The organism is Nocardia heshunensis, from assembly GCF_054782115.1.
Genome location: NZ_BAAGTC010000002.1, coordinates 75,073 through 90,064 on the forward strand (window position 1 = coordinate 75,073; position 14,992 = coordinate 90,064).

The window sequence follows — 14,992 nt, forward strand, 5'->3', positions numbered from 1 at the left end:
TTGGAAGTTCTCTCATGACTGTTCAGCATTTGCCGGGTAGCGATCGGGCGGAGACCGAAGCGCTGCGCGGACGCATTGCCGAGACCCTGGAACGGGCCCGGCGGCGGACCATCGGCTTGACCGAGTGCGTGGACGAGGCCGAGCTGGTGGCTCAGCACTCGCGCATCATGAGCCCGCTGGTGTGGGATCTCGCGCACATCGGCAATCAGGAAGAGCTGTGGCTGGTGCGCGATGTCGGCGGGCGGGAACCCGTGCGGCAGGACATCGATCAGCTCTACGACGCGTTCAAGCACGCCCGTGCCGACCGGCCCGCGCTGCCGCTGCTGAACCCGGTGCAGGCTCGCGAGTATGTCGGCACGGTGCGCGAGAAGGTGTGGGATGTGCTGGAGCACAGCCCATTACGTGGGGACGGCCTCGTCGAGGACGGTTTCGCCTTCGGCATGATCGCTCAGCACGAGCAGCAGCACGACGAGACCATGCTCGCCACGCATCAGCTGCGCACCGGCGACGCGGTGCTGTCCGCGCTGCCGGCCCCGCCCGCGCAGGTGCGGGTGAGCGGTGAAGTCGTCATTCCCGCAGGCGAATTCAGCATGGGCACCGACACCGACCCGTGGGCGCTGGACAACGAGCGCCCCGCCCACCCGGTGCACGTCGACGGTTTCGCGATCGATGCCGCGCCCATCACCAACGAGCAGTACCTCGCGTTTCTCGACGACGGCGGCTACGAGCGATCGGAACTGTGGTCCGAGGCGGGCTGGGCGCACCGCGTCGAGGCCGGGCTGACCGCACCCCAGTTCTGGGAGCAGGACGGCGGCGGCCGTTGGTGGCGACGGGTTTTCGGCACCATGCAGCCGCTGCGCGCGCACCAGCCGGTAGTGCATGTCTGCTGGTTCGAGGCCGAAGCCTTCGCCAACTGGTCGGGCAAACGCCTGCCGACGGAGGCCGAATGGGAGAAGGCCGCCCGCTTCGACCCCGCCACCGGCCGCTCTCGCCGATACCCCTGGGGCGACACCGATCCCACCGACCAGCTCGCCAATCTCGGCCAGCACCACCTGGAACCGGCCGACATCGGCGCATATCCGTCCGGTGCCTCGCCATCCGGTGTCCACCAGTTGATCGGCGACGTCTGGGAGTGGACCGCCTCCGGCTTCGACCCCTACCCGGGCTTCCACGCCTTCCCCTACCGCGAATACTCCGAAGTCTTCTACGGCGGCGACTACCGAGTCCTCCGCGGCGGCTCCTTCGGCGCCGACCAGGTTGCCGCCCGCGGCACCTTCCGCAACTGGGATCACCCCATCCGCCGCCAAATCTTCTCCGGCTTCCGCCTGGCCAGAGACCTGACCCCGGACGAACGCTGATGTGCCGCCACCTCGCCTACCTGGGCCCACCCGCCCCCGTAGGCGAAATCCTCACCCGAGGCCCGCATTCCCTACGCACCCAATCCTGGGCCCCGCGTGAAATGCGCGGCGGCGGCACCATCAACGCCGACGGCTTCGGCGTCGCCTGGTGGCACCACCCCGACGCCGCCACCCCCGACGGCGGCCCGGGCGTCATCTGGCACGGCGGCGCACCCCCGGATGCGCACGCCACACCCGAAACCCCGGTCACGCCAGGCGATCCGGTGGTCAGCCGGTACCGCAACGCGGCACCGATCTGGACCGACCCGGCCGTCGACGAAGTCCTCCCGCAGATCCGCTCCACCGCGGTCCTGGCCGCAATCCGTTCGGCCACAGTGGGAATGCCGATCGAACGCTCAGCCTGCGCCCCCTTCACCCACGGCCGCTGGGCCTTCAGCCACAACGGCGCGATCCCGGACTGGCGGCGAGTACTCACGGAGGTGGCCGCCGAATTCGGCTCACCCCCACTGCTCGAGGCCGAATCCCTCACAGATTCAGCCGCCCTCTGGGTGATCATGCGTGGCCTGCTCGACGGTGATGGCGAGGTGCTTCCCCGATCGGCGGGTCGCCTCACGAACCAGGCTGATCCACACGGTGCTGAACCGCGACAGCGGGCGGGACAACAAGCTGCCACCGCTGCGAGCTCTGGTGCGAGCGCGGAGGATTCGAGCGGCGCGGGATCCGTGCCCTGGGGCCGAGCTGACAAGCGGGCAGGGGCGCAGAGCATCGGTTCGGCGGTGGCGTTCGGGTCGACGGTCAGCATTACGTCGACTTCCGGTGTACCGCCGGAGGTTCGGGCGTGGGGGTGGGCTGCCACATCGGAGGGTGGCGAGGCCGGGTTTGGCGCTACCGGCGGGGGTGTCACGTCGGCCGCCTCCTCGACTGCGTCCGGAACGGGCGGATCTGGTTCCGTTGCGCGGGATTCGGTGACCGGTGGGATGGAGCCGGCGGAGGCGTTGCGGCGGGTCAGTGCGGCGGTGTTGGCGCGGTCGCCCAAGGCGCGGTTGAACCTCTTGTTGGGGGATGGATCGGGGGTTTGGGGGAGTACTTGGCATCACTCGTTGGCCGTGTTGGAGGGCGACGGGTTTGTTGTGGTGGCTTCGGAGCCGTTCGATGACGATTCGCGGTGGCGGCCGGTGGGGGATCGGCAGTTGGTGCGGGTTGTTGGTGGGCGGGTTGCGGTGGAGCCGCTGGAAATCGAGATCGGAAGGGCTGGTTCATGAATACGGCGACTGTGGAGATTCACCTCACCGATGAGGATTTGACTACCGCGCTGCGGGAGGATGTGCGGCGCGGGCTCACGGCGGAGCCGAAGTGGTTGCCGCCGAAGTGGTTCTATGACGCTCGGGGTAGTGAGCTGTTCGAGAAGATCACCGAGCTGCCCGAGTATTACCCGACGCGGACCGAGCGGGCGCTGTTGGAGCGGGTGGTCGGGGAGATCGCGGAGGTCGCTCAGGCCGAGGTGCTCGTCGAGCTCGGGGCGGGATCGGCGGCCAAGACTCGGCTGCTGTTGAACGCGTTGAGCGCCGCCGGTCCGTTGAAGAAATATGTGCCGCAGGATGTTTCGATCTCCGCTTTGCGGATGGCAGCGGACGAGGTGGCCTCGGAGTTCCCAGGGCTGAGCGTGCACGGTGTGGTCAGCGACTTCACCGACGCGCTGGACAACCTGCCCGGCGGTGGGCGGCGCATGGTCGCCTTCCTGGGCGGGACCATCGGCAATCTGGTGCCCGCCGAGCGCGCCGAATTCCTTGGCGGCATCAGGGATGTGCTGGAGCCGGGCGAGCAACTGCTGCTGGGCGCGGGCCTGGTCATCGACGCGGCGGTGCTGGTGCCCGCCTACGACGATGCCGCCGGTGTCACCGCGGAGTTCAATCGCAATGTGCTGCATGTGCTCAACGCCCGCTTGGGCGCGAACTTCGAGCCGGAGAAGTTCGCGCATGTGGCGATCTGGGATGCCGAGCAGGAGTGGATCGAGATGCGCCTGGAAGCCACCGAGGCCATGACCGTCCGCATCCAGGACCTGGATCTGACCGTCGATTTCGCCGCCGGTGAGCAACTGCGCACCGAGATCTCGGCCAAGTTCCGCCGCGAGGTCCTCGAATCCGAGCTGGACGCAGCAGGTTTCACCACCGAGCGCGTCTGGACGGATCCTGAGGAGCGCTTCGCCTTGGTTCTCGCCGAGCGCCGCTGACGTTCGTCATCCCGGCATGCTTTTGGCCGGGATCCACACCGGCAAGGGTGGATTCCGGCCAAAGGCGCGCCGGAATGACGTGGGCGGGTCTACTTCTGGTCGGTGACTGCGGCCAGCCACGCGATGAGTGGCCGCATCTGTTCCCAGGCCGCCCGGATTTCCTTGGCGGCGCGCGGCGTGCTCAGCCACTTGGGCGCGCCGAAATCCTTTCCGGCGGTAATGGATTTGTGCCGCAGCAGTTCGATGCGCGGGTGGTCGATCTCGTAACCCTTGGGTTTGGTGGCCAGCTTGTCGCCGCCGATCCCGTATCCGGCCGAGACGAGTTGCGCGATCAGCCTTTCCAGTTCGGTGCCGCGCACCTCGTCATCGATGGCCACCCGCAGCGCGGTCAACTGAGCGGGCGAGGCGGCGTACATGCCGCCCGCCACCCGCAGTCCGGCCGCGCCGATCTGCACGTACCACCCGGAGTACTGCGCGCTGTACACCACCGCGCCCTGATGGTTCTTGTACGGCGACTTGTCCTTGGCGAAGCGCACGTCCCGGTGCGGCCGGAACATCTTGGCCTCGCCGAAGTCCGGCTCCAGTTCGGCGACAAGGGCTTTCATCGGGTCCCGCACGGACTCCTCCCACACGTGCTTGTGGGCGTTCCAGAAGGCCTTGGAGTTATCGGCTTCCAGGTCTTCGTAGAAATCCAGTCCGGCGAGCGGGAACCCGGTGAATGCGGTCATGGCTAGCCATTATTCATCGTGAGGAATTGAAGACCGCCAGCGATACACCGATTCCGATGACCATGCACACGCCGGCGGCGATGGCGGCCCACTTACCCAGCGGTTCACCCTTGTTGTTGCCGATGACGCCGAGCACGATGCCGACGATGCCGATCAGCGGACACAGCAGCAGGGCCACGCCCGCGCAGACGAATCCGATGATGGAGAAGGTCTGGGTGCCCGACCGCACCGGCGCGCCGTACGGATCGCCCGGATACGGCTGGCCGTAGGGCTGTTGACCATAGGCGGGCGGCTGACCGTACGGCTGCTGCCCGTAGGGCGGCTGCTGACCGGGTCCGAACTGTTGCGGGTAGGGCGGCGGGTTGCCCTGCGGATACGCGGGATACGGCTCGTTCGCGGGCGGAGTTCCGTAGCTCTCACCGGCCGGATACTGTGGCGCGGCGGCGGGATTGAACTGGGTGGGCTCGGGTGGCGGCGGGATCGGGCTGTCGGACTTGGATAGTTCGACCGGTTCGTCGTCGCCGCGTGGCGTGCCGGGTTCGTTCGGTGGCGTGCTCATGTCGCGCCCTCCTCGTTCGGGTGTGGTGACGCCTCTGTACGGGGTATCCCTGAACTGGACTCGCTACGCGTCGATCTAGTCGCCGGGTTCGTCCACGATGTCCATGGCGGCGAGTTCCGCGGGCCGATCGTCCTCGGCCGCGTTGCCCTCGCGCTGCCGGCGTCGCGTCCACTCTTGATCCAGTTCGGCTCCTATCCCCAGCCGCCCGGTGTCCTCGTTCTCGCGATTGCGGATCACCAGGTCTTCGGGGGGATCGGAGATGTACCGCTCGTACTCGCGGATGTCGTCTTCCTGATCGTCGTCGCCGAGGTCGTAGTCGAGATTGTCGACATCACTGTCGAAGACCTGATCGGTGTCGAAGACCTCGTCCATGATCCGGGCGTCGTCCTCGTCGGGCCGGTCGGCCATTCGGCACCACCTCTCCGCGCCATCAGCGCACCAGTAGCAAACCGCGAGTCCGCGTCCAACGCTACCGCGTGTTGTCCGAATCGGGCATCCATTGCCACCCCCATTTCACACAGAAGCGCCCCTCCCGCAGTGCGGAAGGGGCGCTGTTACTCCGTCATCCCAGCGTGCTTTTGGCTGGGATCCATGCTCAGGGTGTGGATTCCGGCCAAAAGCACGCCGGAATGACGAGGGTTATGCGTTCCCGTTGAAAAGGCCGGTGACGGAACCGTTTTCGAAGACCTCGCGGATGGTCATGGCCAGCAGCGGGGCGATCGACAGCACGGTCAGCGTGGGGAACTTCTTCTCCTCGTCGATCGGCAGCGTGTTGGTGACCACGACCTCCTTGGCCCCGCAGTTGGCGAGACGCTCGGCGGCCGGGTGCGACAGGATGCCGTGGGTGGCGGCGATGACCACGTCGACCGCGCCCGCCTCCTTGAGCACCTTGACCGCGCCGGCGATGGTGCCACCGGTGTCGATCATGTCGTCGATCAGGATGCAGGTGCGGCCCTCGACCTCACCGACCACGCGGTTGGACACGGTCTGGTTGGGCACCAGCGGGTCGCGGGTCTTGTGGATGAACGCCAGCGGCGCGTCGGCCAGCGAGTTGGCCCACTTCTCGGCGACCTTCACGCGGCCCGCGTCGGGGGACACGACCGTGATGTTGGACAGGTCGTAGTTGGTGCGGATGTGCTCGGCCAGCTGCACCTGCGCGTGCATGTGATCGACCGGGCCGTCGAAGAAGCCCTGGATCTGATCGGTGTGCAGGTCGATGGTGATGATCCGGTCCGCGCCCGCGGTCTTGAGCAGATCCGCGATCAGACGAGCCGAGATGGGCTCACGGCCGCGGTGCTTCTTGTCCTGGCGGGCGTACGGGTAGAACGGCAGCACCGAGGTGATGCGCTTGGCCGAACCACGCTTGAGCGCGTCGATCATGATGAGGTGCTCCATGACCCACTGGTTCAACGGGGCCGGGAAGCTCTGCAGCACGAAGGCGTCGGAGCCGCGGACCGATTCCTCGAACCGGACGAAGGTCTCACCGTTCGCGAAGTCGCGGGCGGTCTGGGGAGTGACGTGAACGTTGAGTTCCTTGGCCACTGCCTCGGCGAGCTCAGGATGAGCGCGCCCCGAGAACAGCATCAGATTCTTCTGGTTATCGGTAGAGAACGCGGTCACTGACGTTCGCCATCCTTTTTCTCGTCGGATATCTCGGTGGTTCCCGGTTTGTCCGGGAGCTCCGCGAGGGCCACTTCGGCCGCGCGGGCTGCATCGGTGCCGGGGCGATTGCGCTGCACCCAGCCTTCGAGGTTGCGCTGTGCACCACCCGAGACCGCGAGCGCTCCCGGTGGAACATTTCTGCGCAGTACAGTACCCGCCCCGGAGTACGCGCCATCACCCACGGTGACCGGGGCGACGAACATATTGTCGCTGCCCGTGCGAACATGCGAACCCACGGTGGTGTGGTGCTTCTTGACCCCGTCGTAATTGACGAAAACGCTGGACGCCCCGATATTGCTGTATTCGCCAATGGTGGCGTCGCCCACATAAGTCAGGTGCGGAACCTTGGAGCCGGTGCCGATCGTGGCGTTCTTCGTTTCCACGAAGGTGCCGATCTTGCCCTTCTCGCCGAGCGAGGTGCCGGGCCGCAGATAGGCGAACGGGCCGACGCTGGCGCCCGGTCCGATATTGGCCTTCTCGCCGTGCGTGCGGACCACCTTCGCGCCGTCGCCGACGGTCACGTCGGTGAGCGTGCAGTCCGGTCCGATCTCGGCGTCCTCACCGATCACGGTGTCGCCCAACAGTTGTACGCCCGGGCGGATGACGGCGTCGCGGCCGATCACCACGTTCCCGTCGATCCACGTTGTGCCCGGATCCATGATGGTGACCCCGGCGCGCATGTGCCGTTCCAGGATGTAGCGGTTGAGGGTGCGCGCGGCCCCGGCCAGCTGCACCCGATCGTTCACGCCGGTGACCTTGGCGTGGTCGAGCAGGCGCGCGCCGTGCACCGGATGCCCGGCCTCGCGGGCCAGCTTGAGCACATCGGTGAGGTAGAGCTCATGGCGAGCGTTGGCGGTATCGATGCGCGAGATCATGATTCGCAGCACGGCCGCGTCGAAGACGTAGACGCCGGAGTTGACCTCGGTGATGGCGGCCTGCGCCGGAGTGGCGTCCGCGTGCTCGACGATCTCCATCATGCGACCCTCGTCGTCGCGCACGATGCGGCCGTAGCCGTTGGGGTCCTCGGGCTCGAAAGTCAGTACGGTGACGGCGGATCCGTCGGAATAGCTGCGGTGCTCGTCGAGCAGCGCGTTGAGGGTGTGCCCGTCCAGCAGCGGCACATCGGCGTAGGTGACGAGCACGTCGCCGGCGAAATCATCGGGCATGACCTCGAGCGCGCATTGCACGGCGTGCCCGGTGCCGCGCTGTTCTTCCTGCACCGCCAGGGTGATTTGGCGGCCCAGTTCCGCCCCTACCTTGCCGACCGCGTCGCCCACCGCTTCGCGGTCATGGCCGATCACGGTGATGAGCGACGTCGGATCGATCTCGTGCGCGGCATGCAACGCGTGAGCGAGCATGCTTCGACCGGCGAGCGGGTGCAACACCTTGGGTGTCTTGGACCGCATTCGGGTTCCGGCTCCGGCGGCGAGAACGACGACGGCGGTCTGCTGTGGCATGGATCTCCCTCGGCTGCCGGTCATCGTGTGCTGGAAAGCAATGTGCGGGTCAAACCATATAGACCCTGCCTGTGAGCTCCGCCGCCAGGACTCGAACCTGAACTAACTGAACCAAAATCAGTTGTGCTGCCATTACACCACGGCGGATCGCAGCGTCATGCGGGTCTGATCCTCGCATGAACTACCCCTCAACGTCGAACCGCTTACATAGATTCGGACGTGTCTGTCGATAGGCTACCTACCGACACGCGGTGGCCTCGGTCCCCGCACCCCTGGCAGTGGAGCTCGGGGGCAGGGCGAAAGGGCAGGTGGGCGATGACGGGTAGCGAGGGAGCTCGGCCTGCGCGGGCGCGCATGACCGGTACCCAGCGCCGTCAGCAGCTCATCGAGATCGGGCGGGCGCTGTTCGCGGAGCGGGGGTACGACGCGACTTCGATAGAGGAGATCGCGGCTCGGGCGCAGGTGTCGAAACCGGTGGTGTACGAGCACTTCGGGGGTAAGGAAGGGCTCTACGCGGTCGTGGTCGATCGCGAGATGTCGATGTTGCTGGCGATGATCACGGCCTCGCTGAGCAACAACCGGTCGCGGGTGCGGCTCGAGCAGGTGGCGCTGGCGTTGCTTACATATATGGAGGAACGCACCGACGGGTTCCGGATTCTGATGCGGGATCAGCCGGTGTCGGCGGCGGAGGGGACGTATTCGTCTCTGCTCAATGAGGCCGTGAATCAGGTGGCACACATTCTCGCCGGGGATTTCGAGCGACGCGGTCTGGATCCGAATCTGGCGACGCTGTACGGGCAGGCGCTGGTGGGAATGGTTGCGACGGCGGCGACCTGGTGGCTGGACGAGCGCCAGCCGTCCAAGGAAGTGGTGGCCGCGCATCTGGTGAACCTGTGCTGGAACGGCCTCACACATTTGGAGGCCGAGCCCGTACTGAAGTCGGAATGGCCGAGCGGCAAGGGGTTATCGAACCCGGCGGTCTGAACTTTGGTCTGATATGTCTGTCCTAGCGGGGCAGAACTGGACAGTTAACCAGCGAATTGCGAAGGAGGACGGGTCGAATGCTCGAATCGGCTGGCAGCGCGCAGCCGGGTGGTACGGTTCACCCATCCTTCGAGTGCTGTTCGAACTGTGATGTCGGTCAACTTCGGGATGTCGGTCTACTTCAGGATGGCTGGTTTGATGACAGGCGGATCTGATGGCTAGGCAAGCGCGTGCGGAGATCACTCGCGATTCCGTGCTCGCGGGCGCGGCGGATGTCTTTTTGCGACTCGGCTACGCGAACGCGTCCCTGTCGGAGATCATCGCGCAGTCGAATGTGACCAAGGGCGCCTTGTACTTTCACTTCGGCTCCAAGGAAGAACTGGCCCGCGCGGTTGTCGATCAGGGCAACGAGCGACTGGTCAGCGCCTGCCAGGGATTCTTCGATCCCCGGGTGCCCGCGCTCGAGGCGTGCATCGGGATCACCTACGTGGTGGCGGATCTGACGATGAACGATCCGATGGTCGGGGCGATGCTCAAGCTCACCCATCAGATCGGCGACTATCGCGGCGCGACGGGCGACAATATCGCCAAGACGTGGGGTGAGACGCACCGTTTGCTCGCCGAACGCGCTATCGCCCAAGGTGATTTGAAGTCCGACCTGGATCCGGAAACCATCGGCCTGCTGCTGCAGGAGATGACCACCGGCGTCCACATCGTCGCGGTCAGCACCGAATCCATCGACCAGATGGCGACCCGGATGGAGCGGGCGTGGTTCTTCCTGCTCCCGAGCATCGTCCCGGACGAGAAGGTCGCCTACTTCCGCGAATTCGCGGCGCGCCGCCTCCGCCGCTACGTGCAATAACCAACTCTCGGGACTCTCAGGGGCAAGCCCCTGAAACGCCGAGAGTCCGGCCTCAGCCCTTCAGTTTTCGCCAGCCACCCGCACGGTTGTTGGCGATGATCGCGCGGAACATGGCGAGTAGGGCTGGGGCGTTGAGGGTTTCGCCCTCGGCGACGGCGATCATGCGGGCGGTCTTGTTGTCGTGGCCGCCGGTGATGATGCCCTCGGGATCGGGGACGATCGCGCCGTCGTAAAGGAAGATGTCGACAGCCTTCTTGGTGCCGAGCAGCGCGCAGATATTGCCGTCGAGCACGAAGTAAGGGCGGTAGGTGCGCTTGATCGTTTCCTCGACAGCCGGGTCCGCTTCGTGGACGAGGTCGCGGACCTGAAGGCAGATCTCCTGCTGCCAGTCGGGCAGCGTGTCGATGTAAGCGTCCACCCGCGGATCGGTCGCATAGGACATACCAACCATCCAAGCACTGCCGGAGCGTCTGCGTGCGGAACCTGTCATTGTGGGTGACTAGACTCGGTTGGTCGTCTGGAACGCCTGTCTGCGCCGAGGAGTCCGCCGCATGTCCACTCAACGTCCACCCCTGGCTGGCCTGGCTGCGGTGGCCGCTGAAGACGCCGCATTGCAGCAGGTCACGAGCCTGATCGGGCGGGAGTCCGCGATGCTGGTCGCGCCCTCGGCGGTGCGGCCGTTCGTGGCCTCGACCATTGCCGGGCAGCGGCCGCTGCTGGTGGTGACGGCCACCGGGCGCGAAGCCGATGATCTTGCAGCCGAGCTCACCGAGATCCTCGGGGATACCGTCGCGCTGTTCCCGTCGTGGGAGACGCTGCCGCACGAGCGGCTGTCGCCGGGCGCGGACACGGTCGGGCGGCGCATGCAGGTGCTGCGGCGGCTGGCGCATCCGGAGGATCCGGGTACGTCGGGTCCGCTGCGGGTGGTGGTCACCACGGTGCGTTCGCTCATGCAGCCGATGGCGGCGGGGCTGGGCGATGTCGAGCCGATCGTGCTGCGCAAGGGCGCGGAGTTCGACTTCGACGAATTGCTGCTGCGGCTGGTGGAATTCGCCTACGAGCGGGTCGACATGGTCGGCAAGCGCGGTGAGTTCGCGGTGCGCGGCGGCATCCTGGACCTCTTCCCGCCGACGGCGGATCACCCGGTGCGCGTGGAGTTCTGGGGTGATGAGGTCTCCGAGTTGCGGGCCTTCTCGGTCCAGGATCAGCGCTCCATTCACGAGGTGCCGGTCGAGCTGGTGGTCGCCCCGCCGTGCCGGGAACTGTTGCTCACCACCGCACTTCGCGAACGCGCCGCCGAGGTGGCGGAGGAGAACGCGGCCGACGCCGCCCTGGTGGAGATGCTGGAGAAGATCTCCCAGGGTATCCCGGTGGAGGGCATGGAGGCACTGCTACCGGTGCTGCAGCCCGGCGAGCTGCAACTGCTGGTCGACGTGCTGCCCCCGGAAACCCATGTGCTGCTGTGTGATCCGGAGAAGGTCCGCACCCGCTCCGCCGATCTGGTGCGCACCGGCGAGGAATTCCTGGAGGCGTCGTGGACGGCGGCCTCCTTCGGTGGGGCCGCGCCGTTGGGCGCGCACGGCCTGGATCTCGCGGCCTCCGGCTATCGCGGCCTGGATGTGGTGCACGCCGACGCCGAGCGTCGCGGCCTGCCCTGGTGGACGCTGAGTCCGCTGGCCGCCGACCATCCCGACGAGATCGTGCTGCCGGTGCTGGCCGCCGCCTCCGCGCGCGGGTCCGAGGAACTGGTCGCCACCATCTTCGCCTCGCTGCGCGCACAGGTCGTCACCGGCGGCCGCGCGGTCATCGTGGTGGCGGGACACGGTACGGCGCAACGCATTCTGGAACGCCTCGCCGACGCCGAGGTGCCCGCCGCGGCCCTGGAGCCCGGTACCGGTCCGGTGCCCGGCGTGGTTGGCGTGCTGTGCGGTTCCCTACACGACGGCATCGTTTTCGACGACGCCAAACTGGTGGTGATCGCCGAATCCGATCTCACCGGCAACCGGGTCACCGCGCCCGGCGAGGGTAAGCGGCTGCCCGCCAAGCGGCGCAACCAAGTCGATCCACTGGCGCTCACCGCCGGGGACATGGTGGTCCACGATCAGCACGGAATCGGCCGTTTCGTGGAGATGATCGAGCGCACCATTGCCGGTGCCCGGCGTGAATACCTGGTCATCGAGTATGCGCCCAGCAAGCGCGGCCAGCCGGGGGACCGGTTGTTCGTGCCGATGGACTCGCTCGATCAGCTGTCCCGGTATGTGGGCGGCGAGCTACCGAGCCTGTCCAAGCTGGGCGGGTCGGACTGGCAGAACACGAAACGCAAGGCGCGCAAGGCGGTTCGCGAGATCGCCACCGAGCTGGTGCAGCTCTACGCCGTGCGCCAGGCCGCGCCCGGCCATGCCTTCGCTCCGGATACGCCGTGGCAGCAGGAGATGGAGGACGCGTTCGCGTTCACCGAGACCGTCGATCAGCTCACCGCCATCGCCGAGGTGAAGGCGGACATGGAGAAGACGGTGCCGATGGACCGGGTGGTCTGCGGTGACGTCGGCTACGGCAAGACCGAGATCGCGGTGCGCGCGGCGTTCAAGGCGGTGCAGGACGGCAAGCAGGTGGCGGTACTCGTGCCGACAACGCTGCTGGCGCAACAGCATCTGCAGACCTTCACCGAGCGGATGGCCGGATTCCCGGTGGTGGTGAAGGGCCTGTCGCGCTTCACCGACGCGGCCGAATCGCGCGAGATCCTGGAGGGCATGACCACCAAGGATGTCGACATCGTGGTCGGCACCCACCGCCTGCTGCAGACCGGCGTCCGCTGGAAGGACCTGGGCCTGGTCATCATCGACGAGGAGCAGCGCTTCGGCGTCGAGCACAAGGAGCACATCAAGGCGCTGCGCACGCACGTGGACGTGCTGACCATGTCCGCCACGCCGATCCCGCGCACCCTGGAGATGTCGCTCGCGGGCATCCGCGAGATGTCGACGATTCTCACCCCGCCCGAGGAGCGGCATCCGGTACTCACCTACGTGGGCGCGTACAACGACAAGCAGGTGGCCGCGGCCATCCGCCGTGAACTGCTCCGCGACGGCCAGGTGTTCTACGTGCACAACCGGGTGGCCTCGATCGACAAGGCCGCCAAGCGGATTCGCGATCTGGTCCCGGAGGCGCGAGTGGTGGTCGCGCACGGGCAGATGAACGAGGACATGCTGGAGAAGACCGTGCAGGGCTTCTGGGAGCGGGAATTCGATGTGCTGGTGTGCACCACCATCATCGAGACCGGCCTGGACATCTCCAATGCCAATACCCTGCTGGTGGAACGCGCGGACGCCCTTGGCCTTTCGCAGCTGCACCAGTTGCGCGGCCGCGTCGGCCGGTCCCGGGAGCGCGGCTACGCCTACTTCCTGTACCCGCCGGAGAAGCCGCTCACCGAGACCGCCTACGACCGCCTCGCCACTATTTCGCAGAACTCGGATCTGGGCGCGGGCATGGCGGTGGCCATGAAGGACCTCGAGATTCGCGGCGCGGGCAATGTGTTGGGCGCGGAGCAGTCCGGGCATGTCGCGGGCGTCGGCTTCGACCTGTACGTGCGCCTGGTCGGCGAGGCGGTGGAGGCGTATCGGGCCGCCGCCGACGGCCGCCCGATCACGGTGGACGAGGAGGTCAAGGAGGTCCGCATCGACCTGCCGGTGGACGCGCACATCCCGCCGGACTACATCGCCTCCGACCGGCTGCGCCTCGAGGGCTACCGCAAACTTGCTGCCGCTCAGGATGATTCGGCCCTCACCGCGGTCGTCGAAGAGCTCGTCGACCGCTACGGTCCGCTGCCCGTCGAGGTAGCCCGCCTGGTCTCGGTAGCCAAACTCCGCCTCCTGGCCCGGGAGTACGCCATTGCCGAAATCGGCGTTACCGGAACCACGCTGAAGGTGTCGCCGCTGCAACTGCCCGACTCCAAACAAATGCGCCTCAAGCGCCTGTACCCCAACGCCACCTACCGGCCGACCACCGGCATCGTCCAGCTCCCGCTGCCCCGGGTCGAGGACAGCGTAGGCGCGTCGCGGGTCCGCGACGTCCAGGTCCTCCAGTTCGTCGCCGACTTCCTGCTCGCGCTGGACGGAAAGGCCCCGGGCGCAGTCGATGTCAAGGTCGCCCCGGAGGTGCTCGCCCCGCGATGAGTGCTGTGCGCCCGACCGGACATTCTCCCCGTCCGCCCCGACCTTCTCGTCATTCCGGCGTGTTCTTGGCCGGAATCCAGACTGTGGGTGTGGATCCCGGCCAAAAGCGCGCCGGGATGACGGAATGGCGGATGGGGGCGTTGGGATGACGGATGGGCATACGCGTGTCGAGGATTCCGTGAGTGGCGGGGACAGCGGCGAGGCGGCGGATATCGCTCGGATGACCGAGGCGCTGGGCGAGGCGGTCGATGTGATGGATCGGCTGTGGAACTTCGGCGGCTGGGAGGTGACGCAGACGCACGATTCGCTGCGGCCCTACCTGCTGGAGGAGACCTACGAACTGCTCGACGCCATCCAGGCCGAGGACGCCGAGACGATCAAGGAAGAGCTGGGGGACCTGCTGTTGCAGGTGCTGTTCCACTCCCGGATTGCCGAGGCCGCAGGCGAATTCACGCTGGCGGAGGTGGCCGCGGCGCTGGTGGCGAAGCTGGTGCATCGCAGCCCGCATCTGGCGGGGGAGCGCGACGCCTACGGTTTCGATCCGGCCGCCGCGGTGGCCGACAAGATCGCGGCGCAGGAAAAGGCTTGGGAGGAGCGGAAATCCGCGGAGAAGGCGCGCCGCTCCTGCCTGGACGGCATCGCCATGGCGCAACCGGCACTGGCCTTGGCGGAGAAGGTTCGCTCACGAGGTATCAAGGCCGGTTTACCCGAGGATCTGATTCCGGACGCGCTGCGGGTGGTCGAGCTGGGCGGCCCGGACAGCGCCGAGGAACGGCTGCGCAAGGCCACTCTCGGCTTCGCGGAACGCATTCGCGCCGCCGAGGACGCCGCCGAACTCGCGCGGAGTGAGCGTCGGGCGCTGGTTGCCGCGGACTGGCGGGAGTACTGGCCGCACCGCTGAGCGAAATCTCGCTACGGCCGAGCTGAATCCATTGCGGTGGCCAAAACGGGCATAGCGGAAGCGAAACCGAGCGATAACGGCG

Annotated in this window: 12 protein-coding genes, 1 tRNA gene and 1 pseudogene; 7 read left to right on the plus strand and 7 right to left on the minus strand. The window is 66.9% G+C overall.

What is annotated here, in order from left to right; translation table 11 throughout:
- Window positions 1-14: 14 nt before the first annotated feature.
- The 3 genes and pseudogenes from egtB to egtD all read left to right on the plus strand — a co-directional run bounded on the left by egtB (window position 15) and on the right by egtD (window position 3,588).
- Entirely contained in the window at window positions 15-1,358 is a 1,344-nt protein-coding gene (gene egtB, locus ACYVN4_RS00350; RefSeq protein WP_460717186.1) for an ergothioneine biosynthesis protein EgtB, read from the plus strand.
- Window positions 1,358-1,811 (plus strand): annotated as a pseudogene (locus tag ACYVN4_RS00355) (class II glutamine amidotransferase domain-containing protein); the annotation flags it as partial. The gene egtB and the pseudogene ACYVN4_RS00355, both read left to right, overlap by 1 nt.
- 805 nt (window positions 1,812-2,616) lie before the next feature.
- Window positions 2,617-3,588, plus strand: a complete 972-nt coding sequence (egtD, locus tag ACYVN4_RS00360) for an L-histidine N(alpha)-methyltransferase (RefSeq protein WP_460717187.1) — start codon at window positions 2,617-2,619, stop codon at window positions 3,586-3,588.
- A gap of 89 nt (window positions 3,589-3,677) precedes the next feature.
- Here the strand turns inward: egtD and ACYVN4_RS00365 are convergent, their stop codons facing one another.
- The 6 genes from ACYVN4_RS00365 to ACYVN4_RS00390 all read right to left on the minus strand — a co-directional run bounded on the left by ACYVN4_RS00365 (window position 3,678) and on the right by ACYVN4_RS00390 (window position 8,141).
- A complete protein-coding gene (locus ACYVN4_RS00365) occupies window positions 3,678-4,316 on the minus strand; it encodes a DUF2461 domain-containing protein (RefSeq protein WP_460717188.1) in 639 nt (212 codons plus the stop codon).
- 13 nt (window positions 4,317-4,329) lie between these two features.
- Window positions 4,330-4,875, minus strand: coding sequence for a DUF4190 domain-containing protein (locus ACYVN4_RS00370; RefSeq protein ID WP_460717189.1), 546 nt, complete (start codon window positions 4,873-4,875; stop codon window positions 4,330-4,332).
- 75 nt (window positions 4,876-4,950) lie between these two features.
- On the minus strand, window positions 4,951-5,283 hold the full coding sequence (locus ACYVN4_RS00375; RefSeq protein ID WP_460717190.1) for a hypothetical protein: 333 nt from the start codon (window positions 5,281-5,283) through the stop codon (window positions 4,951-4,953).
- Between the two features lie 231 nt (window positions 5,284-5,514).
- A complete protein-coding gene (locus tag ACYVN4_RS00380; RefSeq protein ID WP_460717191.1) occupies window positions 5,515-6,495 on the minus strand; it encodes a ribose-phosphate diphosphokinase in 981 nt (326 codons plus the stop codon).
- Window positions 6,492-7,994, minus strand: coding sequence for a bifunctional UDP-N-acetylglucosamine diphosphorylase/glucosamine-1-phosphate N-acetyltransferase GlmU (glmU, locus tag ACYVN4_RS00385; RefSeq protein ID WP_460717192.1), 1,503 nt, complete (start codon window positions 7,992-7,994; stop codon window positions 6,492-6,494). The genes ACYVN4_RS00380 and glmU overlap by 4 nt, the downstream gene beginning before the upstream one ends.
- 76 nt (window positions 7,995-8,070) lie before the next feature.
- Window positions 8,071-8,141 (minus strand) — tRNA-Gln (locus ACYVN4_RS00390).
- Window positions 8,142-8,348: 207 nt separating this feature from the next.
- On the opposite strand from ACYVN4_RS00390, the gene ACYVN4_RS00395 reads away from it, so the two are divergent.
- Together ACYVN4_RS00395 and ACYVN4_RS00400 are read left to right on the plus strand one after the other, a co-directional pair.
- Window positions 8,349-8,978, plus strand: a complete 630-nt coding sequence (locus ACYVN4_RS00395; RefSeq protein WP_452399303.1) for a TetR/AcrR family transcriptional regulator — start codon at window positions 8,349-8,351, stop codon at window positions 8,976-8,978.
- Between the two features lie 214 nt (window positions 8,979-9,192).
- A complete protein-coding gene (locus ACYVN4_RS00400; protein ID WP_460717193.1) occupies window positions 9,193-9,840 on the plus strand; it encodes a TetR family transcriptional regulator in 648 nt (215 codons plus the stop codon).
- Between the two features lie 52 nt (window positions 9,841-9,892).
- Here the strand turns inward: ACYVN4_RS00400 and ACYVN4_RS00405 are convergent, their stop codons facing one another.
- Window positions 9,893-10,282, minus strand: a complete 390-nt coding sequence (locus ACYVN4_RS00405; RefSeq protein WP_460717194.1) for a DUF1801 domain-containing protein — start codon at window positions 10,280-10,282, stop codon at window positions 9,893-9,895.
- A gap of 109 nt (window positions 10,283-10,391) precedes the next feature.
- On the opposite strand from ACYVN4_RS00405, the gene mfd reads away from it, so the two are divergent.
- The gene (gene mfd / locus ACYVN4_RS00410) at window positions 10,392-14,009 is read left to right on the plus strand and encodes a transcription-repair coupling factor (protein ID WP_460717195.1); all 3,618 of its coding nucleotides are present in this window, start codon (window positions 10,392-10,394) and stop codon (window positions 14,007-14,009) included.
- Between the two features lie 220 nt (window positions 14,010-14,229).
- A complete protein-coding gene (locus tag ACYVN4_RS00415) occupies window positions 14,230-14,910 on the plus strand; it encodes a nucleoside triphosphate pyrophosphohydrolase (protein ID WP_460718313.1) in 681 nt (226 codons plus the stop codon).
- Window positions 14,911-14,992: the final 82 nt, after the last annotated feature.

Excerpts from the sequence above, each read along its gene's own strand:
- glmU (WP_460717192.1), bottom strand. The coding sequence starts at position 7,994 with ATGCCACAGCAGACCGCCGTCGTCGTTCTCGCCGCCGGAGCCGGAACC.
- egtB (WP_460717186.1), top strand. The coding sequence starts at position 15 with ATGACTGTTCAGCATTTGCCGGGTAGCGATCGGGCGGAGACCGAAGCG.
- ACYVN4_RS00405 (WP_460717194.1), bottom strand. The coding sequence starts at position 10,282 with ATGTCCTATGCGACCGATCCGCGGGTGGACGCTTACATCGACACGCTG.
- mfd (WP_460717195.1), top strand. The coding sequence starts at position 10,392 with ATGTCCACTCAACGTCCACCCCTGGCTGGCCTGGCTGCGGTGGCCGCT.
- ACYVN4_RS00395 (WP_452399303.1), top strand. The coding sequence starts at position 8,349 with ATGACCGGTACCCAGCGCCGTCAGCAGCTCATCGAGATCGGGCGGGCG.
- ACYVN4_RS00365 (WP_460717188.1), bottom strand. The coding sequence starts at position 4,316 with ATGACCGCATTCACCGGGTTCCCGCTCGCCGGACTGGATTTCTACGAA.
- egtD (WP_460717187.1), top strand. The coding sequence starts at position 2,617 with ATGAATACGGCGACTGTGGAGATTCACCTCACCGATGAGGATTTGACT.
- ACYVN4_RS00400 (WP_460717193.1), top strand. The coding sequence starts at position 9,193 with ATGGCTAGGCAAGCGCGTGCGGAGATCACTCGCGATTCCGTGCTCGCG.
- ACYVN4_RS00370 (WP_460717189.1), bottom strand. The coding sequence starts at position 4,875 with ATGAGCACGCCACCGAACGAACCCGGCACGCCACGCGGCGACGACGAA.
- ACYVN4_RS00415 (WP_460718313.1), top strand. The coding sequence starts at position 14,230 with ATGACCGAGGCGCTGGGCGAGGCGGTCGATGTGATGGATCGGCTGTGG.
- ACYVN4_RS00375 (WP_460717190.1), bottom strand. The coding sequence starts at position 5,283 with ATGGCCGACCGGCCCGACGAGGACGACGCCCGGATCATGGACGAGGTC.